The organism is Capnocytophaga sp. oral taxon 335 str. F0486, assembly GCF_000277665.1.
GTDB classification, from domain to species: Bacteria; Bacteroidota; Bacteroidia; order Flavobacteriales; family Flavobacteriaceae; genus Capnocytophaga; species Capnocytophaga ochracea.
Genome location: NZ_AKFR01000034.1, coordinates 163,305 through 189,950 on the forward strand (window position 1 = coordinate 163,305; position 26,646 = coordinate 189,950).

Annotated in this window: 25 protein-coding genes and 1 tRNA gene; 7 read left to right on the forward strand and 19 right to left on the reverse strand. The window is 37.5% G+C overall.

The genetic code is table 11. The features are described 5' to 3' along the window. The 3 genes from HMPREF1320_RS08985 to prmC are packed head-to-tail and all read left to right on the forward strand — an operon-like array spanning position 1 to position 2,802. The gene (locus tag HMPREF1320_RS08985) at positions 1-939 is read left to right on the forward strand and encodes a 1-aminocyclopropane-1-carboxylate deaminase/D-cysteine desulfhydrase (protein WP_009418409.1); all 939 of its coding nucleotides are present in this window, start codon (positions 1-3) and stop codon (positions 937-939) included. Then, complete coding sequence (locus tag HMPREF1320_RS08990; protein WP_034554454.1) at positions 923-1,957, forward strand: glucosaminidase domain-containing protein; 1,035 nt, start codon at positions 923-925, stop codon at positions 1,955-1,957. Before HMPREF1320_RS08985 ends, HMPREF1320_RS08990 begins: the two co-directional genes overlap by 17 nt. Then, on the forward strand, positions 1,957-2,802 hold the full coding sequence (gene prmC / locus HMPREF1320_RS08995) for a peptide chain release factor N(5)-glutamine methyltransferase (protein ID WP_009418378.1): 846 nt from the start codon (positions 1,957-1,959) through the stop codon (positions 2,800-2,802). Before HMPREF1320_RS08990 ends, prmC begins: the two co-directional genes overlap by 1 nt. Before the next feature lie 101 nt (positions 2,803-2,903). Here prmC and HMPREF1320_RS09000 read toward each other — a convergent pair whose 3' ends face one another. From HMPREF1320_RS09000 to ffh, 5 genes are read right to left on the reverse strand one after another with little or no spacing between them, the layout of a single operon-like run. Then, positions 2,904-3,992, reverse strand: a complete 1,089-nt coding sequence (locus HMPREF1320_RS09000) for a CapA family protein (RefSeq protein ID WP_009418341.1) — start codon at positions 3,990-3,992, stop codon at positions 2,904-2,906. Beyond that, positions 3,993-5,132, reverse strand: a complete 1,140-nt coding sequence (locus tag HMPREF1320_RS09005; RefSeq protein WP_009418397.1) for an AAA family ATPase — start codon at positions 5,130-5,132, stop codon at positions 3,993-3,995. Then, positions 5,129-6,004 (reverse strand): bifunctional methylenetetrahydrofolate dehydrogenase/methenyltetrahydrofolate cyclohydrolase FolD, encoded by an 876-nt coding sequence (gene folD, locus HMPREF1320_RS09010; protein WP_009418347.1) that lies wholly within the window; start codon positions 6,002-6,004, stop codon positions 5,129-5,131. The genes HMPREF1320_RS09005 and folD overlap by 4 nt, the downstream gene beginning before the upstream one ends. A gap of 21 nt (positions 6,005-6,025) precedes the next feature. Then, the gene (locus tag HMPREF1320_RS09015) at positions 6,026-6,481 is read right to left on the reverse strand and encodes a DUF2750 domain-containing protein (RefSeq protein WP_009418326.1); all 456 of its coding nucleotides are present in this window, start codon (positions 6,479-6,481) and stop codon (positions 6,026-6,028) included. 29 nt (positions 6,482-6,510) lie between these two features. Next, positions 6,511-7,842, reverse strand: a complete 1,332-nt coding sequence (ffh, locus tag HMPREF1320_RS09020) for a signal recognition particle protein (RefSeq protein ID WP_009411396.1) — start codon at positions 7,840-7,842, stop codon at positions 6,511-6,513. Positions 7,843-8,425: 583 nt separating this feature from the next. Here ffh and HMPREF1320_RS09025 point away from each other — a divergent pair. Further along, entirely contained in the window at positions 8,426-10,141 is a 1,716-nt protein-coding gene (locus tag HMPREF1320_RS09025; RefSeq protein ID WP_009418453.1) for a murein L,D-transpeptidase, read from the forward strand. A gap of 43 nt (positions 10,142-10,184) precedes the next feature. On the opposite strand, the gene dapA is transcribed toward HMPREF1320_RS09025, so the two are convergent. Together dapA and HMPREF1320_RS09035 are read right to left on the reverse strand one after the other, a co-directional pair. Further along, positions 10,185-11,057, reverse strand: a complete 873-nt coding sequence (gene dapA, locus HMPREF1320_RS09030; RefSeq protein WP_009418445.1) for a 4-hydroxy-tetrahydrodipicolinate synthase — start codon at positions 11,055-11,057, stop codon at positions 10,185-10,187. Between the two features lie 7 nt (positions 11,058-11,064). Then, complete coding sequence (locus tag HMPREF1320_RS09035) at positions 11,065-11,583, reverse strand: DUF6913 domain-containing protein (protein WP_002675764.1); 519 nt, start codon at positions 11,581-11,583, stop codon at positions 11,065-11,067. A gap of 64 nt (positions 11,584-11,647) precedes the next feature. Between HMPREF1320_RS09035 and HMPREF1320_RS09040 the strand changes: the two genes are divergently transcribed. The 3 genes from HMPREF1320_RS09040 (at position 11,648) to HMPREF1320_RS09050 (ending at position 13,516) form a co-directional block, all read left to right on the forward strand. Next, on the forward strand, positions 11,648-12,433 hold the full coding sequence (locus HMPREF1320_RS09040; RefSeq protein ID WP_009418297.1) for a 5'-nucleotidase C-terminal domain-containing protein: 786 nt from the start codon (positions 11,648-11,650) through the stop codon (positions 12,431-12,433). A gap of 7 nt (positions 12,434-12,440) precedes the next feature. Next, a complete protein-coding gene (locus HMPREF1320_RS09045) occupies positions 12,441-13,349 on the forward strand; it encodes a bifunctional metallophosphatase/5'-nucleotidase (protein WP_034554478.1) in 909 nt (302 codons plus the stop codon). An 87-nt stretch (positions 13,350-13,436) separates the two neighbouring features. Then, positions 13,437-13,516: transfer RNA gene (locus tag HMPREF1320_RS09050), tRNA-Leu, on the forward strand. 141 nt (positions 13,517-13,657) lie between these two features. On the opposite strand, the gene HMPREF1320_RS11850 is transcribed toward HMPREF1320_RS09050, so the two are convergent. From HMPREF1320_RS11850 to HMPREF1320_RS09110, 12 genes are all read right to left on the reverse strand, one after another. After that, complete coding sequence (locus HMPREF1320_RS11850; RefSeq protein ID WP_009418323.1) at positions 13,658-14,107, reverse strand: hypothetical protein; 450 nt, start codon at positions 14,105-14,107, stop codon at positions 13,658-13,660. After that, the gene (locus HMPREF1320_RS11855; protein WP_009418466.1) at positions 14,097-14,417 is read right to left on the reverse strand and encodes a hypothetical protein; all 321 of its coding nucleotides are present in this window, start codon (positions 14,415-14,417) and stop codon (positions 14,097-14,099) included. The genes HMPREF1320_RS11850 and HMPREF1320_RS11855 overlap by 11 nt, the downstream gene beginning before the upstream one ends. Next, positions 14,414-16,801, reverse strand: a complete 2,388-nt coding sequence (locus HMPREF1320_RS09065) for a YfhO family protein (protein ID WP_009418410.1) — start codon at positions 16,799-16,801, stop codon at positions 14,414-14,416. The genes HMPREF1320_RS11855 and HMPREF1320_RS09065 overlap by 4 nt, the downstream gene beginning before the upstream one ends. Positions 16,802-16,835: 34 nt before the next feature. Next, positions 16,836-17,144 (reverse strand): DUF4834 family protein, encoded by a 309-nt coding sequence (locus tag HMPREF1320_RS09070; RefSeq protein ID WP_009419912.1) that lies wholly within the window; start codon positions 17,142-17,144, stop codon positions 16,836-16,838. A 484-nt stretch (positions 17,145-17,628) separates the two neighbouring features. Next, positions 17,629-19,572: a TonB-dependent receptor plug domain-containing protein gene (locus tag HMPREF1320_RS09075; RefSeq protein WP_009418387.1), complete on the reverse strand. Its 1,944-nt coding sequence runs from the start codon at positions 19,570-19,572 to the stop codon at positions 17,629-17,631. 75 nt (positions 19,573-19,647) lie between these two features. Continuing rightward, positions 19,648-20,280 (reverse strand): HmuY family protein, encoded by a 633-nt coding sequence (locus HMPREF1320_RS09080; RefSeq protein ID WP_009418443.1) that lies wholly within the window; start codon positions 20,278-20,280, stop codon positions 19,648-19,650. 8 nt (positions 20,281-20,288) lie between these two features. Then, a complete protein-coding gene (locus HMPREF1320_RS09085; protein ID WP_009418318.1) occupies positions 20,289-21,488 on the reverse strand; it encodes an HmuY family protein in 1,200 nt (399 codons plus the stop codon). Between the two features lie 122 nt (positions 21,489-21,610). Next, a complete protein-coding gene (locus HMPREF1320_RS09090) occupies positions 21,611-22,198 on the reverse strand; it encodes a 5-formyltetrahydrofolate cyclo-ligase (protein WP_009418294.1) in 588 nt (195 codons plus the stop codon). Between the two features lies 1 nt (position 22,199). Further along, a complete protein-coding gene (locus tag HMPREF1320_RS09095; RefSeq protein WP_009418337.1) occupies positions 22,200-23,060 on the reverse strand; it encodes a glycoside hydrolase family 25 protein in 861 nt (286 codons plus the stop codon). 466 nt (positions 23,061-23,526) lie between these two features. Continuing rightward, positions 23,527-24,108, reverse strand: coding sequence for a hypothetical protein (locus HMPREF1320_RS09100; protein ID WP_015782844.1), 582 nt, complete (start codon positions 24,106-24,108; stop codon positions 23,527-23,529). Further along, positions 24,092-25,192: a methylmalonyl-CoA mutase family protein gene (locus HMPREF1320_RS09105; RefSeq protein ID WP_009418439.1), complete on the reverse strand. Its 1,101-nt coding sequence runs from the start codon at positions 25,190-25,192 to the stop codon at positions 24,092-24,094. The genes HMPREF1320_RS09100 and HMPREF1320_RS09105 overlap by 17 nt, the downstream gene beginning before the upstream one ends. 151 nt (positions 25,193-25,343) lie before the next feature. After that, on the reverse strand, positions 25,344-26,618 hold the full coding sequence (locus HMPREF1320_RS09110; RefSeq protein WP_009418346.1) for an NAD(P)/FAD-dependent oxidoreductase: 1,275 nt from the start codon (positions 26,616-26,618) through the stop codon (positions 25,344-25,346). Between the last annotated feature and the right edge of the window lie 28 nt (positions 26,619-26,646).

The window sequence follows — 26,646 nt, forward strand, 5'->3', positions numbered from 1 at the left end:
ATGCAACCTTTATTATTCAATAACTTACATATAGAAAACGAACCCGTGAATATCCCGTTGCCTGATGGGATTACTCTTACAATAAAGCGAGAGGACAAAAATCACCCTTTTGTATCAGGGAATAAGCTCAGAAAGCTCAAGTACAACATAGCACAAGCCCAACAGGAAGGCAAGGATACGATTCTCACTTTTGGAGGAGCTTATTCCAATCATATTGCTGCGACAGCGGCTGCGGGACAAATAGTAGGTTTGAAAACCATAGGTGTGATTCGTGGCGATGAGTTAAGTTCTAAAATAGATGTTAATCCTACGTTAAAGTTTGCTAAATCTTGTGGTATGGATTTTTATTTTGTTACAAGAGAGGCTTACCGACGAAAACACACGCCAGAGTTCCTGGAAAATCTTAGGAAACGCTATGGACAAAACATCTATATAGCCCCTGAGGGAGGTACTAACGAGCTGGCAGTGAAGGGGTGTGAAGAAATTCTTACTCCTGAGGACAACGCTTTTGATGTGATATGCAGTGCCGTAGGAACAGGTGGGACGATTTCAGGGCTTATCAATGCAAGTGCTAATCATCAGAAAGTCATTGGTTTTCCAGCTTTGAAAGGAGCGTTTTTAAGTGAGGTAATCAAACAATATACAACCAAAAACAATTGGGAATTAGTGCACGATTATCACTTTGGTGGTTATGCTAAAGTAACTGATGAATTAGTAGATTTTTTAAATGATTTTAACAGTCAGACGAAAATTTTATTAGACCCGATATATGTAGGTAAGATGATTTTTGCTATCTTTGCCCTCACAAAGCAGGGATATTTTGCACCTAATACCCGTATATTAGCCATTCATACTGGTGGTTTGCAAGGGATTAAAGGTTTTAATAACGAACGAATTAAAAAACATAAAAGTATATTGAATTATGATGAAAAGATTTAGTTTGCTATTGCTAATTCTCTTTATAATATCATCGTGCTCTGATCAGCCTTACAGGAAAGGGAGAAATTCTCATTCGGTAATCTATCGAGGACAAAAGCCGACACCGAGAGTGGAGATGAAAAAGCCTACCCATTCGGAGATAGCCCAAAGAAATAAGGCTTTAGCTGATTCAAAACACAATCGTATAGATATCTCAGAAGACAGCTTTCACGAGATAACTCCTGCGGTGCAAGTTACGGCAGCCGTTACTCAAAAGTATATTCAGGATTATAAAGATATTGCAATGGTAGAGATGCAACGTTACAATATTCCTGCGAGTATTACTTTGGCACAAGGCATTTTAGAAAGTGGCTCGGGGCAAGGACGCTTGGCACGTTATGGCAATAACCACTTTGGAATTAAATGTCACGCTACTTGGGACGGTAAGACTATCACCCACGACGACGATGAGAAGAGCGAATGTTTTCGCAAATATAGATATGCATACGAATCGTTTGAAGACCATTCACAATTTCTTGTAAATCGCAATCGTTATAAAGCACTGTTTGACCTTAGTCCTACAGATTATGAAGGTTGGGCACACGGGCTCAGAAAAGCAGGTTATGCCACTGACCCTACTTATGCAAAAAAATTGATAGCTCTTATCAAAAAGTTTGAATTACATCAGTATGACAATCAAGTAATAGCAGCTAAAGGAGGAGATATAACTTCTTCTAATACCCAAGTAGCAACTGTTTCAACCCCTAAAAAAGAAGTATCTAAACCAGCTACAGCCATTAAATCGGTGTCTAAACCCACTGTAACAAAAACAATCGTTAAACCTACTAATACTATTGATACCACTACCATTGAAAAAGAGGCTATTGCTGAAGTCTATTATCAAGTACAAACAGGTGACACTCTTTATAAAATAGCACGGGAGCAACAAGTACCTGTACAACAATTGATGAAGCTTAATAATTTTGATGATGTGACTAGTAGTAACCTAAAAGTAGGACAACAAATTCGTGTGAACTAATGACTTTTAGTGAGCTAAGAGAGTATGTACATCATAAATTAGAAATACTTTATCCTAAGAGTGAAATAAATGCGTTTTACTTTATTCTTTTAGAGCATTATGGGAAGTACAGTAAAGCTACAATATTAGCAAATTCTGATACTTTACTTACTGAAGATATAGCACAACCTATTTTGCAAGCGATTAGAGAATTACAAACAGCGAAACCCATACAGTATATTTTGGGTGAAACTGAGTTCTTCTCTAATCGTTTTTTCGTAAATGAAAATGTATTGATACCTCGACCAGAAACAGAAGAGCTAGTGGATTGGGTACTTCAAGAATATCCTGACAAAAGCGAGAAAATCAAAATATTAGATGTAGGGACAGGCAGTGGCTGTATTGCTATTTCACTTGCTAAAGCTCTTCCTAATGCCGTAGTAACAGCTATAGATGTCTCGGAAGAAGCTTTGAAAGTAGCTAAGCGTAATGCTGAATTAAACAGTGTAGTTACTCATTTTTTACAACAAGATATCTTGCGAATAGAAACTCTTTCTGATAAATATGATATCATTATCTCTAATCCGCCCTACGTACGTGAGTTAGAAAAAAAAGAGATACACCATAATGTTTTAGAATATGAGCCTCATTTAGCACTCTTTGTCCCTGATAATAATCCATTATTATTTTACGATAAAATAGCTACTCTTGCTCAGCAGAGTTTAAATCCTAATGGGAGTCTTTTCTTTGAAATTAATCAGTATTTAGGGCAAGAAATGCAAACATTATTAGAACAAAAGCATTTTACTGAGATAACTTTACGTCAAGACCTTTTTGGAAATGATCGTATGATAAAAGCTAAGTAGCTATAAAAGTAATATAGAAGAAAAGGCTATCTAAATAATGATCATTAGAAAGTCTTTATTTATTTTCTAAAGCTGATACATAAAAGAAATGTTGTAATAAGCTATAGTTTCTCTTTAACTAAAATATTAGATTTGAATAACTTTCGGGAGTTGTTTATGAAGATACTCATACTATCCTTAACGCTCTCAGTAAGGTCTTTGTAGTGAGTAGTTTCGTATTCTTTGCAAGGTAATATTTCAAAAAGATATTTCTTATTAGTTTTTGGAGTGCGATTTACCCAAACTAAATAATATCCTTTATCAAGGATACGAGTGCCATAAGCATCTTTGAAGAGAGTCAGCTCTACCATCGCACCTCCGTCTGTTGAGCTTTTGCGCTGGTTAGATACAAAATTACCCAGTGAATAAACTACCATCTGTTCCTTATGAAGTCCCGTTTGCGGATAGTAATACATAGGTTGTAAGACGTGTGGGTGACTTCCTATAATAATGTCTACTCCGTTGTCAAAAAGAAATTGTGCTACTTCTTCCTGTTTTTTGTTTTGCTTTTGCTGGTATTCTATCCCCCAGTGTATCACTACTATCAGTTTATCAAGATTTACTTTTTTAGCTTTCTCAATATCCTGCTTCATTAGGTTGAGATTTATTTTATTTACGATGGTAGGTTCAGGCACAGGTAAACCATTAGTACCATAAGTATAGTTGAGTATTCCCACTGAAATCCCATTTTTGGAAAGCACCAATAAATTATGTTTCTCAAAGTCTGCTTTGTTGCGAAAGGTTCCTGTATGAGCTATTTTTAAAGAGTCGAGTACGTCTAAAGTACGAATAATTCCCTTTTTGCCTCTATCGCAAGTGTGATTATTGGCAGTTACCAATACATCTATTCCGCTATCTCTACAAGCAACTGCTAAAGCATCGGGTGACGAAAACTGAGGGTAACCTGTATAAGGTTCTCCTGCCAAAGTTACTTCCAAATTAGCAATAGCAAAATCTACCTGCGCAAACTTATGCTTGATTTTGTCAAATACAGGCATATAATTGTATTGCTTCGTTTCAATATCGTAAGCTCCTTCTATTTGTGGCACGTGCCCCATTATATCCCCCATAAAAAGCAATGACATTCGATTACCTGTTTCTTGGGCAAAAGTTATCGAGAAGAAGAGAAAAGTCAGAAATACACGTATCATTTATTTGAAACCTATTTTAGTTTGCTTGTCTTGTTCTTTGAGTTCCTTTATGTCTATATTGGTCAGTTCTGCTAATGAGTAAGGCTTATCTACTCTAAAATCTCTATCCGTAGATTGCAAATACTTATTGCACTTCTCAACAGTTAGCTCTTTAAACTTATACTCGGCTATCAATCTGCCTTTGCGCAATAATGCCGAGTCTATCTTAGAAATATCGGAGTTAAACGTGCATATCAGCTGGCATTCTAATACATCAGAAAGCATACCGTCAGCTATATTGAGGATAGACGATACTACATCGGTATTACTGTTGAAGGCGGTGCGTTCAGCTATGTAGTTCTCACAATCTTCGAGTACCAATACAGAGTTCTTATTGCCTATGAGCAGACTAATAAAAGCAGGGTCGGTGAGCGACCCTATCATTGTAGTAGGTACAAAAATAAATTTTTTATTTGGGATTTGACTCGTAAGCCATTTGATGTAGTTTGTCTTCCCCGAACCAGCAATCCCGTGAAATAGTACCACGCCCTTGTTGTCATTCGTTAGCGCATTTTTCACTCGAGTATGTACTTCGAAGAAATCATTGTTGTACATCGTTTCAAAATCTATGCGGTAAGGCTTGATGCTATGGGTTTTGATTTCTAATCCTATTTGCGTTTTTAGTAGTATAGAAACCTTAGATTCTTTAGAGATATACTTTTCTATATATTCTGAAAACAAGGTGTTGAGGTGTTCCTTAGCCTTTGGATTGTCATTTTGGTAGTATACTGAGTTTACTTTGTATAATCCGTCTTCAAAAATCTGGTTATCGTACTCGTTCGAGAGATTTTTGTCTATTACCAAAAAGATTTCGAGCTCTGGGTGAAAATAGCATTCTTCCGATTCGTATAGCTCATTTTGTTTGGAGGCGTATTCTATGGTGTAATAGTCAGTACATTTCACAAAGTGTTTCAGTTTGTCCCGTTGGATAACCAAATCCTCTCCTCCTATATAAATTCTTGCCATCAAGTCGTCTAACAAACAACGGTACGGGTTGCTGAAAGTCAGAAGTTTGTATTTATCGTACACCTCTACGTGGTCATCGGAGTCTATCTGCAAGAGGTTTACAGGGTGATAATATTTAGATTCTTTTATTTTCATCGATACCATTTATAAGCTAATAACGTATTTTTCAAGAGCATTGCTATGGTCATAGGACCTACGCCCCCTGGTACAGGAGTAATGTAGCTCGCTTTTTCTTTTACTTCATCGAAAGCTACATCGCCTACTATGCGATAACCTTTATGGGTGCTATCGTCTTTTAGACGTGTAATTCCTACGTCTATCACGGTTACGCCTTCTTTTACCATATTGCCTTTTAGAAATTCAGGAATACCTAATGCCATTACTACAATATCTGCCTGACGTGTAAGCTCAGCGAGGTTAGGAGTATGACTGTGAGTAAGTGTAACGGTAGCGTTGCCTTGTGCTCCCTTTTGGCTGAGTAATATGCTGATGGGGCGACCTACGATGTGTGAGCGTCCTACTACTACCACGTGTTTGCCTTTGGTAGGCACTTCGTAGCGTTTCAGCAACTCCATAATACCGAAAGGTGTAGCAGGAATAAAAGCCTCCATATCCAGTGCCATTCTACCGAAGTTAGCAGGGTGAAAGCCGTCTACATCTTTTGTAGGGTCTATGGCTAAAAGTATTTTCTGCTCGTCGATGTGTTTAGGTAGTGGTAATTGTACTATATAGCCGTCAATTTCAGAATTAGCGTTTAACTTTTCAATTTCTCGCAGTAACGCCTCTTCACTGATGTTAGCAGGAAGTTTTACTAAAGTAGACTCAAAGCCTACTTGTTCGCAAGCTTTCACCTTACTCCCCACGTAGGTAAGACTCGCCCCATCGTCGCCTACCAATACGGCAGCCAAATGTGGTACTTTCTTTCCCTCAGCTTTTAGTTGCTTTACTTCCTCAGCAATTTCTTGTTTGAGGGCTTCTGAAGTCTTTTTTCCGTCTAAGATAGTCATTACTGATTGTGTTTTTAGTGGTTAAAGGGCTTCTTCATCGGTGATGTCAAGCTCTATTTGGTTCAAAAGTTGTTTTACTTGGGCTAATGATTCGAACGAGTCACTAAAAGTAACCGCAGTTTTCGTTCTGTCAATTTCTTTTATCAATGCTTTTATCAAATCAACAGGTACGAGTTCTTCTCCTCCTGATAAATCAGCGTTGAACCCAATACCCACTGCCATTGTTTCTACTTGCATTCCAAAGCAAATCTCAATAAACTCTTCTAAGGTAGCCGATTTTACAATTCCCTTAGCCCATTCGTCGGCTTTACAAGCTACTGCTTTCTTTTCGTCTTCCCAAAAGAGGGCTACAGGAATAGCTTCTTTGGTTTCCTCAATGTAGAAGGCTTGCGAACCACACATAGCAAACGATTCGTCTACTTCTAGGTAAAACACTTCTTTGTTCTTTACTACAGTTTCAATGAATTCTTGTAACATATTTGTATTTTTTGCCTTTTACCTTTTATCTAACCTCTCATTCCCTGCATCATCTGCATCATCTTTCTGCCACCGCCACCTTGCATCATTTTCATCATCTTGCTCATTTGCTCAAACTGTTTCATTAGTTGGTTTACCTCTTGAATATCGCGACCGCTACCCTTGGCAATTCGTTTTTTGCGGTTTAAATCTATGATAGCAGGCGTATTGCGCTCTTTTGGAGTCATCGAATGGATAATCGCTTCGATGTGCTTGAAAGCGTCGTCTTTGATATCGAGGTCTTTCACTGCTTTGCCTACACCGGGAAGCATACCAAGGAGGTCTTTCATACTACCCATACGCTTAATTTGCTGTATTTGTTCAAGAAAGTCGTCAAATCCAAATTGGTTTTTTGCAATTTTCTTTTGCAATTTACGCGCTTGTTCTTCGTCAAACTGCTCTTGAGCGCGTTCTACTAATGATACCACGTCGCCCATACCGAGGATACGGTCAGCCATACGGTCGGGATAGAACACATCAATAGCGTCCATTTTCTCTCCGGTACCTACGAATTTGATAGGTTTATTCACTACCGATTTAATAGTGATAGCCGCCCCACCGCGGGTGTCCCCGTCGAGTTTGGTAAGGATAACCCCATCGAAGTTCAGCACATCGTTGAAGGCTTTAGCCGTGTTTACAGCATCTTGCCCCGTCATCGCATCTACTACAAAAAGGGTTTCTTGTGGGTTCAGTGCTTTGTGGATATTCGATATTTCGGTCATCATTTGCTCGTCTACTGCCAACCGACCTGCGGTATCCACAATCACCACGTTCAAGTGGTTTTCTTTGGCGTATTGCACTCCTTTTTTGGCAATGTCCACAGGGTTATTATTGCCTTTATCCGAAAAAACAGGTACCCCCACCTGCTCTCCTACAATATGTAATTGGTCTATCGCAGCAGGACGATACACGTCGCACGCTACGAGCAATGGTTTTTTATTTCTTTTATTTTTGAGGTAGTTAGCCAACTTCCCTGAGAAAGTAGTCTTACCAGAACCTTGTAACCCCGACATCAATATAACAGTAGGATTCCCCGATAGGTTCACTCCAGCAGCATCACCTCCCATCAGCTGGGTGAGCTCATCTTTTACAATCTTCACCATTAACTGCCCTGGTTGTAGGGTAGTGAGCACTTGTTGTCCTAAGGCTTTTTCTTTTACGTTATTGGTAAAATCTTTGGCTATCTTATAATTCACGTCGGCATCAAGCAAAGCGCGACGCACTTCTTTCAGTGTTTCAGCTACGTTTATTTCGGTAATCTTACCGTGTCCCTTTAAGTTATGTAGGGCTTTCTCTAATTTATCACTTAAATTATCAAACATTTTTGTCTATTTTAAAAAGTTGTGCAAAGGTACTGAAAAAAAGTGGAAACTAAAAACTAAACAGCTAAAAAAGTGTATTGATACGGTTAATAAGCTGTTTTTCTATAATATAACTCCTTATTTTATAGAAGTTTAAAAGGCTGTTCTATAATAATCGTACAAGATTCCGTATAAGATTCCTATAAGCTAAGCATATTTTGCCTCCGAGTTTTTTAGAGTTCCTCCATATTTCTCCAATATCTCACCTTACCTTTTCTTTCGCCTCGTAACCCCGTTTTTAGCATTTTTTGCGTTGTTGTATTGTATTATTAATCAATCTCTTATATACCCTTTCTATACCAATCGTCCAAGATTCGTATAAGCTTCCTATAAGCTTCCTATAAGCTAAGCATACCCTCCTAAGAGCCTTTTCTCTCCAAAATTACTCTCAATGTACTTCTGATATTTTTCGTTTCCTTCCGAAAGTTCCATCTTCCTCCGACCAATCAAATAACTATTTTAATCTCTCTCCATCATTTGCTAATTTCCACATTTGCTAATTCCCTAATTATCCTTATCTTTGCACCCAAAATATGTCTTTAATATGATTCATATTGATTTAAAGATAAAAATTGCAGTTTTAATAGCTATTTTTATCATCTTACAAAGCTGTAGAAAAACTACTCCCACTACTTCTCACCCCAATTCTTCATTAAATGAGGCTGGTAAAGAGGTTTATACTGAGGCTCTTACTATTGCAGTAGATACCTCTGTAACTTCATTTGAAAATCTTACAGTTCTTGATGCTACTTATAGAAAAGGAATACAGTCCGAAACCCATAGTTATTATACAGAAAATGGAGGAAAAACTCGTTGGCTCTTCGAAGATATCCCTTCTCGCATCTTTTCACAATATATAGAAGCTTTAAAATGTATTGAAGAAGATGGTCTAAACCCCGAAACTTATAGGCGTTCTGCTTTGAAAAAAGTGGTAGATAGTACCTATAAATATAAACTCCCTAATGATTATAAGGCTTATTTAGATAAACAAATTACCGCCTCTTTTTTGCTTTTTGCCAAGCACCTTACCTCTGGTCGCTTTTCTAAAAGAGCCTATGGAAAACACACGTGGATAAAACCAAAATATAAATATCGGAATATTGATATGCTCTTGCATTTGGGAGATAACGATGATTTAGAAGCAAAATTAGCAAGTCTTTATCCCAAAGGAGAACAGTATAGACGAATGAAATATAAGTATATACAACTCAAAAATCAGCCTCTTGACACTATTCGTGTCATTAAGTTTTCAGACCCTAAAAACTTTGTTTACGGGTATACCGATCCTGAGGTTGAGAGCTTGCGCAATGCCTTAGCTAAAAAAGGCTTTGGGTCAGTTCCCAAAATCGACCCTCAGGAAGTAGATAGTACCCTTATATGGGCATTGAAAAGATTTCAGCGCAGTAATGGGCTTACTCCCGATGGTTCCTTAGGTATCCAAACACTCAATCGTCTGAATATGAATAAAGCACGCCAGCGCGATTTACTTAGGCTCAATATGGAGCGTATGCGTGTTTTCAATAATGATTTAGGTGATGATTATATAATTGTGAATATTCCTGATTATAAACTTTTTTTATATCATAAGGACTCATTAATATATCAAACCAAAGTAGTGGTAGGGCGAGCTCAAAGCTCAACTCCCATTTTCACCGATTCTATTCGTTCAATAGAATTTCGCCCTACGTGGTCTGTGCCTCAAAGTATTATCAGAAAAGAAATGATTCCTCAAATGCTATTGCAAGAAGACCCCGAAAGATACAAAAATAGAGGTTATACTATGTATGAAAATGGCAAGGTGATAGACCCCTTAGAGGTAGATTGGACGAATCCTTTAGTGCATAAACGTGCTTTTTATTTTGTAGAAGCTCCCTCCGAGCGCAACTCATTGGGCTTAGTGAAGTTCCTGCTCAATAATAATATGAGTATATATTTGCACGATACACCATCGAAGTATTTGTTCGAACGTGAGCAACGTGCACTTAGTCACGGCTGTGTACGCGTGCAAAATCCTTCGCAATTAGCCTATTATCTACTAAAGAATGAAGGTGATGGAAAGTCTTGGACAGAAGAGAAAGTAAAAGACTTTATGAACAATAATAAGCGCAATCAGTATCGTGTAAAACTCAATACAAAATATATGATTAATATTCTGTACTACACCATATCGGTAGATAAGAAAGGCGAAGCAACTATAAAGAATGATATCTACGATCTTGATAACGAACAGTTGAAAGACATAAAGCGGTTTGAAAGTTAACTTTCAAACCGCTTTTTTTATTTGTTACTTATTTTAATGCCCTTTATTTTAAGGCTTTTTTTATTTCTTCTTTTAAACTATCCGAAGCTTCTACCAAAGGCAAACGCACATAGGGCTTACATAAGCCTTGAGCAGCTAAAATAGCTTTAATTCCTGTGGGGTTCCCTTCTTTAAAAGCTAAAGCCATCATAGGTAACAATTCGTATTGCAAAGCATTAGCTTTAGAAGTATTACCGTCTAACCCTAATCGTACCATCTCAGAAAATTCCTTAGGGAAAGCAATCCCAATCACCGAAATTGCTCCACTACCACCCATATATACTGAAGGAAGGGTTGTAGTATCATCTCCTGATAAGAAAGTGAAATGTTTAGGCATATCTTTTAAGATATTCATATCTAACACTAAATTGCCAGAAGCTTCTTTTATAGCTATAATATTCTTAAAGTCATTAGCCAATCGCAATATGGTTTCAGCGGTCATACATACCCCTGTGCGCCCAGGTACATTATATAAAATAATAGGTAAAGGACTCTCTTTGGCTATTGCTGCAAAGTGTGCATATAAACCATTTTGCGAAGGTTTATTGTAATAAGGTGTTACAGATAGAATCGCATCAAAAGGGGTTAAATCCGTACTCTTGATTTCCTCAATAACACTTTGGGTATTATTGCCCCCAATACCTAATACTAAGGGTAAATGCTTTTTATTAGCCTTGATAATAGTCTCTCGCACAAGAGCCTTTTCTTCCTTACTGAGAGTAGGAGCTTCGCTGGTAGTTCCCAAAACTACAATGAAATCTACTCCACCATCAGTTACATATTCTACTATACGGGTAAGAGCCTTAGTATCCACCCGCTTCTCAGCTGTGAAGGGTGTGATAAGAGCCACACCAGTTCCTCTTAGTTGTTTTGTCATAATTTTTTTATTTGCGAATAATGGTTTCTAATATTTTTTTTAATTCATTAGCAAAAACCTTTTCATCAGCAGGAGAACAAGCTATCACAATATCGTTGTACTGTAGTCCTATTCCTTCAAAACCAGCTCTTAATTTAGCTTTGATAGATGAAGATAATAGCAACAAAGGCAATTTAGGCTCACTAAAATAATTAATGAGCAAGTCATACTCTTGTTCAGCTAATCTATCGGCGTGGTAATTCCTAATCTTTCCTTGCCAATTAATTTCCTTATCAATCAGAAAAGGAGTTCCATTAGCGTGAGTTTCTTCTGATTCACGCTTATATCCTAAGACAATATAGTTCTCAGGGCGAATGGAATAGTATTTTATAAGCTCCAATAAGGGGTCTACATTCTTCACTACATCCATATCCACAATGCAACCAACTTTTGCTAAGTTGTTGTCTAACCTTTTGTTATAACTTTCTAAGGCTTTAAAATTCTTCCGAATTTTATTTTTTATGTTATAATTTTTTACGATGTCCAAAATATATTGTAATTTTGCGTGTGATTGCAAAGGTAAAAATAATTTTTAAAATAGAAATATATTTATGAAAAAGTTTGATGTAATGAAGCATTATTTTTTTGTATTGCTTGTAACAATAGGATTTTTAGCCTCTTGCTCTTCGTCTAAAACGCAGCTTACAAGAGTAAAAGCTATAAACATTCCTATTACCGATACTATTTCACAAAAAGCTGAAATAGAAAGCTTTATCGCACCATATCGCGAACATATATCCTCTGAGATGTCTACCGTCTTAGCTCAAAACCCAGCCGATTTGGTGAAAGATAGAAAAGAAAAAGCATTAAATACCGCTATTGGTAATTTTATGGCTGATGCTACCTTCGAAATTGTAAATCCTCTTTACAAAAAACGTACAGGTAAGGATATCGACTTTGTAATGCTCAACTGGGGAGGTATTCGTTCCGATTTGCCCAAAGGTGATGTTACAGTAGGTTCAGTTTATGATATAATGCCTTTTGAGAATAAAGTAGTAGTACTTACAATGTCAGGAGAGAAAGTACAAGAACTTCTTAACTATTTGATTAAAGAGCGAAAACCTCACCCTCTGTCAAAGCAAATAGATTTGCAAATCACCAAAGATGGTAAGGTGGTTCATTTCAATATCAAAGGGAAACCTTTCGATTCTAAAGCTACTTATATAGTTGCTACTTCCGATTATTTAATGAATGGGGGAGATGCGATGTACTTCTTCGAAAATTCTTTAAAAGTGGAAGAAACAGATTATAAACTTCGCAATGTACTGATTGACTATTTCAAAAAAATAGACGTATTAGATGCTAAAAAAGATAACCGATTTGAATATAAACTATAATACGATTATGAAAAGACGTACTTTTATTAAAAACATAGGAGCTTCATCTTTGCTAATGGGGGTAGGAGGTCTATCACTATCAATGAAGCCAAGCAATGCAAAACAAATTACTATTTTGCATACTAACGACGTACACAGTCACATCGACCCTTTCCCTATTACTGACCCTCATAACCCTAATAAAGGAGGAATAGCACGTAGGGCATATCTCATCGACCAAGTACGTAAAGAAAATCCTCATACCTTGCTTTTCGATGCAGGGGATATTTTTCAAGGCACTCCTTATTTTAATTTCTATGGAGGTGAGTTAGAGTTTAAGCTAATGTCAATGCTTAAATACGATGCTGCTACCTTAGGGAATCACGATTTTGACAATGGGGTAGAGGGGCTTTTTGCACAGCTTCCTCACGCCAAGTTTGATTTTATCATTTCTAATTACGATGTAAGTAAAACGCTCCTCAATGGGTACACAAACTCCTATAAAATTTATATGGTAGATGGTATTAAAATAGGAGTTTTTGGTCTGGGCGTTGAATTGGAAGGTTTGGTAAATAAAAAACAATACGGCGAAACAGTTTATCTGAACCCTATAGAGATAGCACAAGATATGGAACGCAAACTTTATAATGAAGAACATTGTGACTTAATTCTCTGTCTGTCCCACTTAGGATATGATTACAAAAATAGCCCTAAGGTATCCGATTTAAAGGTTGCTGCTCAAACCTCTTATATCGATTTAATTATAGGAGGTCATACACATACTTTTTTACCTCGCCCTACTTTGGTTACAAATAAAAGAGGAAATACTACTTTGGTAAATCAAGTAGGTTGTTATGGTATTAATTTGGGAAGAGTAGACTTCTTTTTTGAAGAAGATAGCCTTGTAAAAAACAAAGCAGTGACTATTGAAGTATAGGTTGTTATAAATTATTTTGTAAAAAAGTACTCGTTTTTTTTGTATATTTAAAAAACTTATGTACTTTTGCAACCGAATTAAAAAAGAGCCTGAGTGGCGGAATTGGTAGACGCGCACGACTCAAACTCGTGTTCTTCGGAGTGAGGGTTCGATTCCCTCCTCAGGTACAATAAAAGGAGCTACATTATTGTAGCTCCTTTTTGTTTTTTTAATATAAAGTAGTTTTGAGAACTATTTATTTTTTAGGTTTTTCTTCAGTTCTCGCTTCTTCTGTTAGGTACTTCTTTTGTCTTTTCCCCTTCCCTTATTTATCGTTGCTTTTTCAATTCTTTAGCACGTTGTTTTAAGTCTTTTTCAGTAAAGTAGTAAACAGTAACTTTATTGCTAAAATATTCCTCTCGTAGGTAGTAATAGGTGTTAGTTTTAAGGTCTTTTACAAGGTAATGAGTACTATGGTTGTCAGGGAAGCCTTTGAGAATTTCATAAGTAGTGAGATGGAATAGTTTGCGTACGAATTTGCCAATGCGCTCGTCTTTAGGAATATCACTTTTCAGTTGGAAAGAAGGATTAGGCGATTTGCCCCGTATATCATAAATTTTAATAAAGCGCAGTAAAGTGGCTACGTCATTTAGTTTCTGTTTGTCGGCAGCAAAATTACCAGTACTTTTAATGAGGTAGTATTCATCGTTGGAGATTTTGTGGAGATAATAACTACCGAGATTAAGATTGAGCTCTATAGGAATACTATCACATTCCACCCCTCGTTTTTTCCATTTTCTCTACCTGAATAGATAAATACTTGCCTACCGCTTGATAAGTTCCTATAGTAGGAGAAGAGCAGGTATTACCACATTCGGTTACTAACCAGGAGGAGAAAGTACCATCTGAATTGAAGAGAATACGGTCGCCAAAAGTATATTTACTCTCAGGCGTTTTTAGGAAATATACATCGGTCACATCAGGGAACTCCCCTAAAAAATTATCAATGCGCCATTCTTTGCCTATAAAATCTTGAGCGTGAATAACACTGATTAGCAGTAGTCCAATAGTAGTAAAAAGTGTTTTCATTTTTTAAATTGTACAAAAATACCTCCTGCAAGCCATAAAAGCAATAAAATACACCCTACAAGACTTAATCTACTACCTGTTTTCACTACTTCGGGTTCAAAAGCAAATCGTATCTCGTGTTTTCCTGCGGGTACAGACATTCCTCGTAAAGTGTAATCTACACGATAGATAGGTGTCTCTTTGCCATCGATAGTCGCTTTCCATCCGTGAGGGTAGAACATCTCTGAGAAAACCGCAAAGCCCTCGTGAGAATTGTTACTTTCGTAAGTTAATTCATCAGGGCGCATATGTTTTAGTGCAATCGTAGCCGTGCTATCCACAATGTATTGTGATGGAAGGTTTGTTTTCAAATCTTTGAGCGTTGCTAAAGCCTCTTCGGAAGGGTGAAACTCTTTTAAAGCTTTCATCACCTCATCATCACTGTTTTTTGAGCTAAGTTGCTTTACAAACCACGCATTACCTAAGGCATCTTCGTTGTGCATTGGTTGTATTTCTCCTTCTTGGTTGCGCAAAAGTATATATTTCACATTCAGCATATTGAGCACTTCCATATTTCCTTTGGCTATTTGGTAATCGAAGAGCTCCTGCAAGCGCTTGGGTTTCGCTGCGTGATAACCTCCAATCGAATGGTGAAAAAACGAAGTACGTGCACCATTGATACCCACTTGAGGTTCGTATACGCGATAATAGCTCTTGTCTTGAAGAATCGCTATATCAGCAGGAGTTGCCTCAAAAGGATTTTCTATTAGGTATTTATCTACAAAATTGTCTTTGTTTACATAGCGTTTGGCTACTCCTCCCAAATCAAAGAAAAGCAATGCTAAGAGTGCTATTTGCATTCCCCTAAGAGGAATTTTGTTGTACTGATAAAGTACCAAAGCCAAAGCCGTGAGCAGTATAAGTACGGTGCTTCTTAGCAAATCAGCAGTGTAAATACTTTTGCGGTCTTCCACTATCATTTGCACAATCTCTCTGTTGCCATAATACACATCGTTTGCGCTTTGGAAATCAAAGAATCCTTTTCCTAAGAAAAGCAATAACATTACCCCCAAACAAATATAAAGACTGTAAAGCAAGTATTTTTTGCGCTCCTCTTCAGGTGTTTTTAAGAACTGTTGTAACCCTACTATCGCCAATATAGGCACGCAGAGTTCTAAAATTACTTGTATAGACGATACCGCTCTAAACTTATTGTATAACGGAAAGTAGTCTATCATAAAATCAGTGAGTAGTCCGAAGTTCTTGCCCCACGAAAGTACGAGTGCCATTACTGAGCCCGTTAAGAGCCACCATTTAATTCTTCCTTTTACTACAAAAAGTGCTAAGACAAATAGGAAGAACACCACAGCTCCTATATAGGCAGGGGCAGCCACGATAGGCTGGTCGCCCCAGTAAGTGGGTAAACGTTGTGTTTCTTGTAATGCCTGCATAGGAGGTACCCCCAATTGTACCAAATACTGATACGTCTTAGAGTTTTCTCCTAAGTTTTCGTGGTTAGAACCTCCAAAAAGACGAGGCACGATAAGGTTTAGTGATTCACTGATGCCATAACTGTATTCGGTGATATATTCTTTTGGTAGACCGCTGTTCTGCTCTTTCGGAGTTCCATCAGGAGTAATAGTAAGTGTCGATTTACTACGGGTGCTCCAATCGGCGTATTCGCGAGTCGTGAGCAGTAAAGTAGCATTTGCCAGTACACTCACCACTACAGCCCCAAGTAGTACTGCCATAGCTTTTGCAAAATCTTTGAGTTGTTTCTCTTTGATAGCTTTATAAAGGAAGCCTATGCCTAAGAGCAATACCAATAAAAGCAGGTAATACGTCATTTGGAAGTGATTAGCGCAGATTTCTAACGCTAGCGCTACTGCTGTGAGTAATCCTCCCCAAAGGTATTTCCGCTGAAATACCAATAAGATACCCGCTAATAAAGGAGCAAAATAAGCAATGGCGTGTGCTTTGGCATTATGCCCTGCCCCTAAAATAATAATCAAGTAAGTAGAAAGACCAAAGGCAATAGCCCCCAAGAAAGCATTCTTGTAATCCACTTTTAGCACCAAAAGTAGGACGTAAAAGCCTATAAAGTACAAGAAGAGATAATCGGCAGGACGAGGTAAAAAGCGTAACGTTCTGTCTAGCTGCTTTACAAAATCATTAGGATATTGTGCCCCTAACTGATAGGTAGGCATACCACCAAAAGCGCTGTTTGTCCAATATGTCTCTTTGTTTTCTGTTTGACGGTAATCATTCCGCTCCTTCGCCATACCGGTATACTGAACAATATCGCTTTGGAAGATACCTTTTCCCTGTAATACAGGATAAAAGAAAGCAAGCGCTATTACAGCAAATAGCGCTATTACTACAACGTGAGGGACTATTTTTTTCATTTGGTTATTTTTTACCTTTTATCTCTTACTTAAATCAAACTTCCTCGTAATCTATATATTCACCCACTTGCTTGGTAGCTTCAGGGTTTTTAGAATGAGAATTCTTATTTATAATAGTTTGTTTGCCTTCCTTCTCTTCTGAGCGATTTCGCCCATAAGCATTTTGTTGGTACTGATTTTGGGTACGCTCGAATTCTTTTTGCATTTTTTCACTTACCTTGTTTATGAAAAAACGCATCATATAAGGAGCTAATATTCTCAGTAGGATTCTCAGTCCCCAAAATACTAATATAATAATAAGGATAGTCTGTATAAATCCTGAAAAAGAAGCTTCTGACATCATTTTATTTTTAGTTTTGGTGCAAAGGTATAAAATAATTATGAACTAACAAATTTGTAAAATTTACTAATCTACTCCACTTTTACCTTATTTTTGTCTTTACCTTTGCATTGCTAAGCTCCCTCTCCTTAGGAGAGTTTCTCAACAACTACCGAGTAAGTGCGTGTTAAGAGGATTTTATCTTTCTCTTACTTTCGCCTCGTAACCCTGTTTTTAACATTTTTGGCATTGTTGTATTATAGTATGAATCAACTACTTATATACCCTTTCTATACCAATCGTCCAAGATTCGTATAAGCTTCCTATAAGCTTCCTATAAGCTAACCATACCCAATTTACCTCTTATCTTATACTCTTCACCTAATTTTCTCCTTCCGAATCCTTCTGATATATTTCGAAAAAAAGATGGAGTTATTTTGAGTGAAAAAACAAAGCACAATGAAAATTTATATAAATTCTTACCTCTAACCTAACTTATTTTTGAAAATCAATAGGTCCACTTCAATCCTACCAGATAAGTTCTCCCCGGAGAAATACTGGAATAGAAACTCGTGGTTTTAGTTACATAATCGAAAAGATTGTCAATACCTGCTGTGAAGGTGAGGTGGTAGGGAAGTTTAGAGAATAGTTGCAAATGCCATATACTATAAGGTTCATAATAGGTATAGAGCTCATTGTTATTACTATCGGTATCGTGAATGCGGGTAGCACTTACGTATTTGCCACTCAACACAACGTTAGGAATATAGAGGGCATCACGTTTAGGAATGTATTCAGCTTTTACAGTGAAGGTATGTGGGCGGTTTTCTCCCGTACTATTGCTAATGTAGTAGTAAGCATACGAACCTTTAAAGCGGAAAGCTTTTGTAGGGTGATAAGTCGCCGATATCTCAGAGCTTACAATCTCAGTATTGCCATTAAAATTTACATAACGAATAGTATCGCTGGCAGCCGTCCAGCGGAAGGCTATTTTATCTCTTACCGACGAGAGTTGCGTTATCGCGGTAATATTCACCTTCTTGCTGTCGAAATCTACTGAAAGGTTAAGGTTATTACTGGTTTCGGGTTTAAGGTCTTTGTTACCCATTATTTGGAAGCCACCCCCCCAAGGGTGAAACCAATTAGTGTAGAGTTCTTTCAAGGTAGGCGACCGGAAACCTGTGGAAAAACCTCCTCTAAAAGTAAACTGCTCTACCTTAAACATCCCTGACAAGCGATAGGTAAAGTGTTCTTTAAAAAGTGAATGATAATCTATACGTGCCCCAGTTACCAAGGTGAAAGCAGGTGAGAGAGTCCATTCTTGTTGGGTGAAAGCAGTGTAGTTTTGTGCGTTTTCTTTGGCTTCAGTGCCTGTATTATCAAAACGGAAACTGAGCAGTTCATCTGAAAATATTTCTGCTCCTGCTACTAACGAATGTTTTTCCCATAGCGATTGGTTGTATTGCATTCCTGCACGCCATATGGTGTTTTCATAGTTCTTTTCTTTTTCTTTTAATAACGGGAAGTAGTTAAACTTGTCGTAGCGGTCAAAAGCCCCCGATAGGCTTAATTTTTTGCTCTCAGTGAGTGCAATGTTAGATTTAGCCGATAAAGTGTAGTTATAATATCTATCACGTAGTTTCCTTGAAGATTCTGTCCCTTGATTGCGTTCGCTGAAGTAGTAGTTAGGCGTAAGAGCAAGGTCTATTTTAGGTGATAAGTTGAAAGTAAGTTTGGGGGTAACTCCATAAGTAGTAAACCCCGCAATATTGAGTTCTCCTTTTTCAGAGGTAACAGCTGTACCATTTTTATAAACAGTTAATGGTTCGCTGTCTTCCAAAACATAAGGTTCGCGGAAATTGTAAAAAGATGTCAGGCGGATACTACCCCATTTCTGCTTGCTCCCCACGCCTACATTCGCTTTATGACTTTTGATGCTCTCGTACTGATAACTCGCGCTACCTTCAAAAGGTTTCTTAGCATTTTTGGTAATAATATTAATCACCCCTCCTAGCGCATTCGAGCCATAAAGAGAGGAAGAAGCCCCTTTGATGATTTCAATACGCTCAATATTATCCAAGTCAATGCGATTATAGTCAATATTGTCAAAAGTTTCTCCTGCCATACGCTCGCCGTCCATTAAAAAGAGCACATATTTACCTCCAAATCCCATCATATTAATGTTAGGCATACCTCCATCGTAAGTAAAGTTGATACCTGCAAATTCCGTTTCTAAAAACGATTGAAAGTCGGTAGCTTGCGATTTACGAATATCTTCAGCGGTAACTACTTGCACAGTGATAGGTACGTTTTTTAAGTTCTTTTGAACGCGTGTAGCCGTTACAATTATTTCATTGAGTTTTATAGGTTCATCTTCCTTCTTGTCGTTTTGAGCAAGAGTAGATAGCGAGTAGAATAATGAAATAAAAGCAGTGATAAAAATCTTTCGCATATTGATAATTTAATTTATAAGAAAGAGGCTGCTCGCTTATAGCTGAACAACCTCTTGAAGCTATTTTAAATATTATTAAAAATTACTATCCTCACTTAACTGATATTGGAAAGTAAGGTATACAGCTTTTGCTTTGTCATTATAACAATCGGTTAGTTGGAATTTTACAAATTTACCATTGGCTCTTTTAAGAATATATACCCATTTAGTAGGGCGGTATACGCTAGGGTATTTATCAGCCCCCATATTTTCAGGAGCAATGTGTATAATTCCTTCGGTAACTCCAAAACCTCCTGTCATAGGTTTAGAAAGAGAGCAGGTAACTGTTTGTGTATTTGGATACCCTATTAACACTTGCATAACATTATCAGCAGAGTATCCTTCTACAGGAGCTTTACTGATAGAAAAGAAATCTTGACTATGAGTATTTAAAGCTGCAGCTTGTCCACTTCCTGATTCGCCTCCATTAAGTTTTACCAAAAAACTATTGAAAGCTATATCCCAGTCTAAACTAGTAGTGGTAGGGGTAGCTGTAGTAGCTGTAGCTACCCCTGTTTCAAAAGAAAATGTAACCCATTTATTATTTACATCTAAGTTAGTTACCTTTTTTACATTAGGAGGTAATTGAGGTGAGTTATCATTGTCCTTACTGCAAGAAGCAAAAGTAAGGGCTATAGCTAAAACTGATAGTAATAATCTAACTTTCATAATCTTTATTATTTGCTTTGAGTGTCACTCAATTGATATTTTAGTTTCGGGTAATTAGGTGCTTTTTTGCCGTTTACTTCCTTATAAAAATCAGTTACTTGCACTTTAGCGTATTTACCATCAGCTGTTTTGATAATGTATACCCATTCATTAGGAGCGTAAACATCTCCCCATTTCTTTATATTGCTAGGACTGATGTTTATAGTACCTGTTGTAGAACCAAAGCCTCCTGTAAGTACTGGTGAAACGTTTACTTTAGTAGAGCTGTTTCTACCAGTAAAAGTTACTTCTTTGTCTTTTTCAAAACCTACTACTACAGTTTCTTTCACAGCATCAAAATCTTTTGATTCTGTTTTAAGAGCTTCTCCTTTTCCTTTGCCATTCACACCACCATTGAGCTTTACATAATAACCTTTGAAAGCTATATCCCAAGTAGTATCAGTTTCTGGAGTGGTAACGCTTACTACAGCTCCTGTTGCCAATGAAAAGTATTGCCAATCGGTAGTAGCATCTAATTGTACTTCTCCAACTGCTTTGGTAAAAGTAAGGCTTACTTTTTCTACTGGAGCTTGTGAGGTAAGAGTATCATATTTAAAAGTAAGATAACCTGATTTATCCTTAGCGTTAGTATACTCAGTAATTTGCAATTTTACATACTTTCCTTTTACTGTTTTTACTACATATACATATTTGGTAAGTGTAATATGAGGAGTATTGCTTCCTGGTGTAGGAGGCATATAATTATAAAAACCTTTAGGGTCTGAACTCATTACAGTACCTGTAATAACTGGATTAGCTGAGATAGTTGTAGTAGTAGGAGTTGTTTGTCCTGGTTGCGGACGACCAATGGTAGTTATCATTTCATCTTTTTGATAGCCTAAGCCTGGGTACTGTGTAACAGTATTAAAATCTTTACTTCCTGTATTGGCTACTTCCACGCCTCCAATACCTGAAGTACCACCATTAGTTTTTATATTATAGGTATTGAAAGCGATATCCCAATTATCACTTGTGCGAGGATTGCTTACCTCTACTTGTTTCCCTTCTGAAAAAGAAAAATACACCCACTCTGTTTGTGAAGAAACATTTAATTCTTTAACTTCTTTAGCAGTAGAAGGTATAGGGGTCGGATTGTCGTCTTTACTACAAGAAGTAGTAAGCACCATCATTCCTGCGATAAGCGCAGGAGCTAAAAATTTTAATCTCATAATATTGTTTGTATTTTGATTTGACGGTGCAAAGATACTACTTATTTAGAATTATACAAAACAATATGGTATTTTATTTTGAAAAGTTCAATATAAGCAAACTTTCCCTCAATAAAAACTTATCAATATTTTCTTTTTGTGAGGGTGTAATTTGCAGAAGGAGTGATAGCATAATCTAAAAAAACATCAGTAGCATTTCTCAAAGCATAAAAGTTATTTTCAGGAGGGAAGTAGGAGAGTCCTATTTTGAGTGTATCACCTCTGCATTCACTCAAAAAACGGTCGTAATAGCCACCGCCATAGCCTATCCGATTGCCATATTTATCATAGGCAAGAAGAGGAACGAATACTACATCTATGGTTTCGGGAGTTATAATAACACCTTGTTTAGGTTCGGGAATTCCCCAAGCGTTATTAATGAGCTGAGTATCTTTGGTGAGAAGAATAGAGGACAGTGTGCGAGTATTGCTATCCATTTTCGGGACTACTATTTGCTTATTCTTATCGCGCAGTATGTTCAATATATAATTTGTGTTTATTTCGGCTAATCGTTCTATGGGGAGGAATATATGGTAAGTGTGATACTCCCATAAAGAATTAGGAAAAAGAAGTAACCTTTCAGCTATTTGTTGGCTGAGGAGGTCTCGCTCCTCAGCTGATAGGGCATTGCGTTTTTGCTTATAGAGTGTCCTGAGTTCTTTTTTTGTCATACTACAATAAGAGTTTGTTCAGTTCGCTACTATCACCATTGAAAATATTAAAATCTATTTTGACTTTTGCTCCCGCAGTAATACCATTTTCAGTGAATTGCCATAACTGCCAAGAAAAAACAGAGGTGGGAACTGACACATTATTATAATTGGCTATCCATAATGGGTATTGCTTGAATGTGGGATACAAATAATCTTCGTAAAAACTGATGTAAGTATAGATAATAGGTTTGTGTTTGTAGTGTTTTTCAACAATATCTAACCACGTTTGTACATCTTTAATAAACTGTTCTTTGGATTTCTTTTTAGGCAATTGTTCTATATCTAAAATGGGTAAGAAATCTCCTTTTTCCAACCGAGCATTCTTCAGGTAGGAGTTTGCTTGTAGCTTAGGGTCTTCGTCTGGGCGATAGTAATGGTAAGCTCCTCTGATAAGTTGGTGTTTTTTAGCTTCTGAAAAAAAGTGAGCAAAGTTCTTATCGGTTCCATCGTTCCCCATTGTTGCTCTAAAAATGGCAAATTGGATAGGGTATTTTGCAGTTTTATTTCGGATGTAGAGACTATCCCATTCTATTTCTTCGCGTTCTTGATAGTGCGAAAGGTCGATGCCGAAGACTTTATCGTAGTAGAGGCTTACGATATGTTCAATACGATTGCTTTCGTAGGTAGAGTTTATTTTACGGGCTGTAATTTTGTTTAGTATTTTTTGGTAAATGGCAGGATAATAGGTTCTGATATAGAAAACGCTACCTACTCCCAACAACAAAATGCATAGGAGGCTTACAGTAAAAAAGTTCCCAAATAGAGATTTCTTTTTTGCAGATATACGAGACTTACTTCTTTGTAGCTTTTTCTTTTTCATTTTGCAAATATACATTAAAAATCTGAATTACGTATAAATCTTTAAAAATATTAATTAGCGAATTAGCCGATTAGCAGATGTGAGGATTAGCAAATGATGGGGAGAGATTAAAATAGTTATTTGATTGGTCGGAGGGAGGTGGCGTTTTCGGAAGAAAACTAAAAACATCAGAAGTGCACTAAGAGTAATTTTTAAGAGAAAAGGCTCTTAGGAGGGAGAAAGCCTTGTTTAATGGTTAATGATTAATGATTAATGGTTAATTAGGTGGGGGCTTATGCAGAACTTATAGGAAGCTTATAAGATAAACGAACAATGAGTGGGTCTACAGTGGGTCTACAGTGGGTCTACAACGAACAAAAGACGAACAAAAGACGAAGAATGAACGAAGAAATACTGCTCTCAAAGTGAAGGTAAAGTGGAGCTAATGAAATACTGTTTTGAACGTTTTGCCTAATAAAAGTGAGGCTTAGGGGAAGAATGGGTCGATAGTTTTGGTAACTAAACTATTTTCTATTAGGAATTGGTTTTCAGGTGAAGCCAACTCTTTGTTTTTGATATCACATATCAAATCGTCGGATTGGGCGATGAGGGCGTATAGATAATCGGTGATAGAGTGGACTAAGCAGGTGATAGGCAGTTGGGCAAGAGCGCGCAAGCTACGGAGCATTGCAATGATTTCAAAACCATTATGAGCACTATCTACTAAAATACGCAGTTTGTCGTTAGGAGTAAGAATGTGAATAAAAGTTTCCCTAATAGTGTTTTCTAAAAGAAGAGATGCAGGGATATAGAGGTATTGAGCTTCTTTGAGCGATAGGGCTTGGGGCAAAGTATCAATAGCAGTTATTACCAATGATTTGCAAGATGCTTTGCTTTGTGTAAAATTCTCGATGTTCTGATAAAGTATTTCAGTGGGTTCGCTACGCGAAATGCTTTCTTCTTCCATAGCCACGATGCGCAAAGAGGGCATTCCTTCTAAATACCCCATTGCGCGATACCCGCGTTCATAAGGTGGCAAACCAGCCATAGTTTCATTGTTTTTGCTCATACATTTCTTGTTTTATTCTTTTTTCAAAGGGTTCCCAGAGGCGTTTAGGTGTTAATGAGTCAGCGGTGTGATTTTTGGTAAAAGGATAGAAATCCCATTCTTTACGTGGATAAACTTCAACGGTACTATTTTCAGGAAAGAAAGTAGTACACTGTGTATTAAAAAGCTGTTGTTCTTGCGATGCCTTAGCTTTTATTTGTTTTTGCAGGCTGTGGCTTTTTAGCATAACCGACAAACCTCCTTGTTTATGAACTTGCTGGTATAACACAAGAGCTTTCTTGTACATTTCGTAGCTGATAGCCTCAATTGCATACATTCCGTTGAGCAGTGTTGCGTTGCGGGTAGCAGTGAGTTGCTGAATGGTAGCTACATTTGCTTTTTCGGTATTTACGCTGTTCTTCTTAAAGAAAAGGGAATTTTTAGGCAATAAATAATCAGCACCTCCTAATACAGTAGCCTCGTAAGCTAACTGTACATAGTTTTGGTTATGCGACGATTTCAGAAGAGATAAACCTCTATGAGATACTTCGGCTATCAAATGGAAGGGTAGGGTAGGGTAGAGCTCGCTAAATAAGCGACGAAAAGCCCGCAGTTTGGCAATTTCTAACAGAAAGCTACCTCCAACTGCTATTTTTATAAAAGCAGTGGTTACTTTTGAAGTAGTCAGTATTTCCTGCATTTGGGCTACTCCGAAAGCGATTTGTTGCACCATTGAAGCTCCTGTGTTTTGGTAGGTTGAGGTATCTACAGTGAGGGCATTGGTGAACAAGTAGTGTAAATCAGTAGGTAACCATTGTTGTACTTCGTCTTGAATAAGCTCAGTGTGCAGGTTGAGCAAAAAAAAGTGAACTGATTGGCTTTGCCAAAAAGCAATGCGTTTGAGGGTCTGTTCTTTATTGGATACAAAAAGAGGAATAGCTACTTGTGTTTGGATATCAACTGCATAAGGGCTTTTTACGTTCTCGGAAGTGTAAAAAGGTAAGATAGGAACGTCCTCTGCTGAAGTGTATATAAGCGACTCGTAGTCCCTCCCTTTCAGCAGGTATTGCAGTTGTTGTTTCCATTGTTTAGCAGTGTTCTCCATTCTTTGCTTTTTAGTGAAAGAAGCCTCCGTTACGGGAGAGAAATTGAATAAGAATTCTTTAAAAATTAAAAAAAATTATGTTTTTGTAATTATGTAGGTTCAACTTTGACAATGTTTCAAACATTGGCAAAGTATATAGGAAAGCCAGACTTTATCCTTTAGCTTTTTCGGTAGGGCGTAATACCATACGATACGACTGGTCTTTGCTGATGTAATAACCTACCCAATTGTACAAAGCTTTCAGCTTGTTGCGGAAGTTTACCAGCGACATTATGTGTATAAACGCCCAAATAGCCCACGCTACGAAACCTTTGAGGAAAATGTGTTTAGGCAAATCGGCGACGGCTTGGTTACGACCAATAATTGCCATTGAACCTTTATCGACATAACTGAAAGGAGTAGGGTTTACAAAATCTTTATTGAAGTTCTTTCCTAAGTTACAGGCTTGTTGTAAGGCTACTTGTGCGAGCTGAGGGTGCCCTTGAGGAAAGTGAGGGTCGGCGGTCATAATAGACGAATCGCCGATTGCATAGATGTTCTCGAAGCCTTCCATTTTGTTATAAGCATCGGTTTTCATACGTCGTCCACGACCCAAGTGTTGCTTGTCGTCAATACCTTTGAAGGTTTTAGCCGAAATCCCCGCTGCCCATATTAGGTTACGAGCATCGAGCACTGTACCGTCCGAAAGATATACTTCGTCATTCAGAAAATCGGTTACCTGTACTCCTAATTTGAGTTTTACACCTTTTTTAAGCAAGATTTTTTCGGTATATGCTTGGGCTTTTTTGCTCATAGGAGCAAGTACGGTGTTTTGTCCGTCGATGAGATAAATATCACCTAAATCGTCATAAGTAAGCTCAGGGTAATCTTTGCGCATAATGTTCTGTTTCATTTCAGCAAAGATACCTGATAGCTCTACCCCAGTAGGACCTGCTCCTGCAATAGCAAAAGAGAGTAGCTTACGGCGCAATTCTTTGTCCTCAGTACGGGTAGCGCGCTCCAAACGGGTGTATACTAAGTTGCGAAGCATAAGGGCGTCGCCTACGGTTTTCATAGGCATTGCTTTTTCTTCTACATCTTTGTTACCAAAGAAGTTTGATTCAGCTCCCGTAGCCATTACCAATACATCATAATGCAGTTCTCCATTGCTTAAGATGAGTTTGTTTTCCGATGGAACGACTTCTCGCAAGGTAGCCATTCTGAAACGTGCATTTTTATACTTGCGAAATAGACGGCGGAAAGGGTAGGAGATAGATGAAGGCTCCATAAAGCCCGCAGCCAACTGATATAGTAGGGGTGGAAAGAAATTGTAGTTATTCATATCCACCAAGGTAATTTTATATTTACCAGAGCGGTTCAACACTTTTACTAGCTCTAAGCCAGCAAAGCCACCGCCCACAATTACGATATGCTTTTTGTTTTCCATAATGATTATTTTAATTAGCTAATTAACA

What these genes read in the sequence shown, in the direction of transcription:
- HMPREF1320_RS08985 (WP_009418409.1), top strand. Translation starts at nt 1, where the DNA reads ATGCAACCTTTATTATTCAATAACTTACATATAGAAAACGAACCCGTG.
- HMPREF1320_RS08990 (WP_034554454.1), top strand. Translation starts at nt 923, where the DNA reads ATGATGAAAAGATTTAGTTTGCTATTGCTAATTCTCTTTATAATATCA.
- prmC (WP_009418378.1), top strand. Translation starts at nt 1,957, where the DNA reads ATGACTTTTAGTGAGCTAAGAGAGTATGTACATCATAAATTAGAAATA.
- HMPREF1320_RS09000 (WP_009418341.1), bottom strand. Translation starts at nt 3,992, where the DNA reads ATGATACGTGTATTTCTGACTTTTCTCTTCTTCTCGATAACTTTTGCC.
- HMPREF1320_RS09005 (WP_009418397.1), bottom strand. Translation starts at nt 5,132, where the DNA reads ATGAAAATAAAAGAATCTAAATATTATCACCCTGTAAACCTCTTGCAG.
- folD (WP_009418347.1), bottom strand. Translation starts at nt 6,004, where the DNA reads ATGACTATCTTAGACGGAAAAAAGACTTCAGAAGCCCTCAAACAAGAA.
- HMPREF1320_RS09015 (WP_009418326.1), bottom strand. Translation starts at nt 6,481, where the DNA reads ATGTTACAAGAATTCATTGAAACTGTAGTAAAGAACAAAGAAGTGTTT.
- ffh (WP_009411396.1), bottom strand. Translation starts at nt 7,842, where the DNA reads ATGTTTGATAATTTAAGTGATAAATTAGAGAAAGCCCTACATAACTTA.
- HMPREF1320_RS09025 (WP_009418453.1), top strand. Translation starts at nt 8,426, where the DNA reads ATGATTCATATTGATTTAAAGATAAAAATTGCAGTTTTAATAGCTATT.
- dapA (WP_009418445.1), bottom strand. Translation starts at nt 11,057, where the DNA reads ATGACAAAACAACTAAGAGGAACTGGTGTGGCTCTTATCACACCCTTC.
- HMPREF1320_RS09040 (WP_009418297.1), top strand. Translation starts at nt 11,648, where the DNA reads ATGAAAAAGTTTGATGTAATGAAGCATTATTTTTTTGTATTGCTTGTA.
- HMPREF1320_RS09045 (WP_034554478.1), top strand. Translation starts at nt 12,441, where the DNA reads ATGAAAAGACGTACTTTTATTAAAAACATAGGAGCTTCATCTTTGCTA.
- HMPREF1320_RS11855 (WP_009418466.1), bottom strand. Translation starts at nt 14,417, where the DNA reads ATGAAAACACTTTTTACTACTATTGGACTACTGCTAATCAGTGTTATT.
- HMPREF1320_RS09065 (WP_009418410.1), bottom strand. Translation starts at nt 16,801, where the DNA reads ATGAAAAAAATAGTCCCTCACGTTGTAGTAATAGCGCTATTTGCTGTA.
- HMPREF1320_RS09070 (WP_009419912.1), bottom strand. Translation starts at nt 17,144, where the DNA reads ATGATGTCAGAAGCTTCTTTTTCAGGATTTATACAGACTATCCTTATT.
- HMPREF1320_RS09075 (WP_009418387.1), bottom strand. Translation starts at nt 19,572, where the DNA reads ATGCGAAAGATTTTTATCACTGCTTTTATTTCATTATTCTACTCGCTA.
- HMPREF1320_RS09080 (WP_009418443.1), bottom strand. Translation starts at nt 20,280, where the DNA reads ATGAAAGTTAGATTATTACTATCAGTTTTAGCTATAGCCCTTACTTTT.
- HMPREF1320_RS09085 (WP_009418318.1), bottom strand. Translation starts at nt 21,488, where the DNA reads ATGAGATTAAAATTTTTAGCTCCTGCGCTTATCGCAGGAATGATGGTG.
- HMPREF1320_RS09090 (WP_009418294.1), bottom strand. Translation starts at nt 22,198, where the DNA reads ATGACAAAAAAAGAACTCAGGACACTCTATAAGCAAAAACGCAATGCC.
- HMPREF1320_RS09095 (WP_009418337.1), bottom strand. Translation starts at nt 23,060, where the DNA reads ATGAAAAAGAAAAAGCTACAAAGAAGTAAGTCTCGTATATCTGCAAAA.
- HMPREF1320_RS09100 (WP_015782844.1), bottom strand. Translation starts at nt 24,108, where the DNA reads ATGAGCAAAAACAATGAAACTATGGCTGGTTTGCCACCTTATGAACGC.
- HMPREF1320_RS09105 (WP_009418439.1), bottom strand. Translation starts at nt 25,192, where the DNA reads ATGGAGAACACTGCTAAACAATGGAAACAACAACTGCAATACCTGCTG.
- HMPREF1320_RS09110 (WP_009418346.1), bottom strand. Translation starts at nt 26,618, where the DNA reads ATGGAAAACAAAAAGCATATCGTAATTGTGGGCGGTGGCTTTGCTGGC.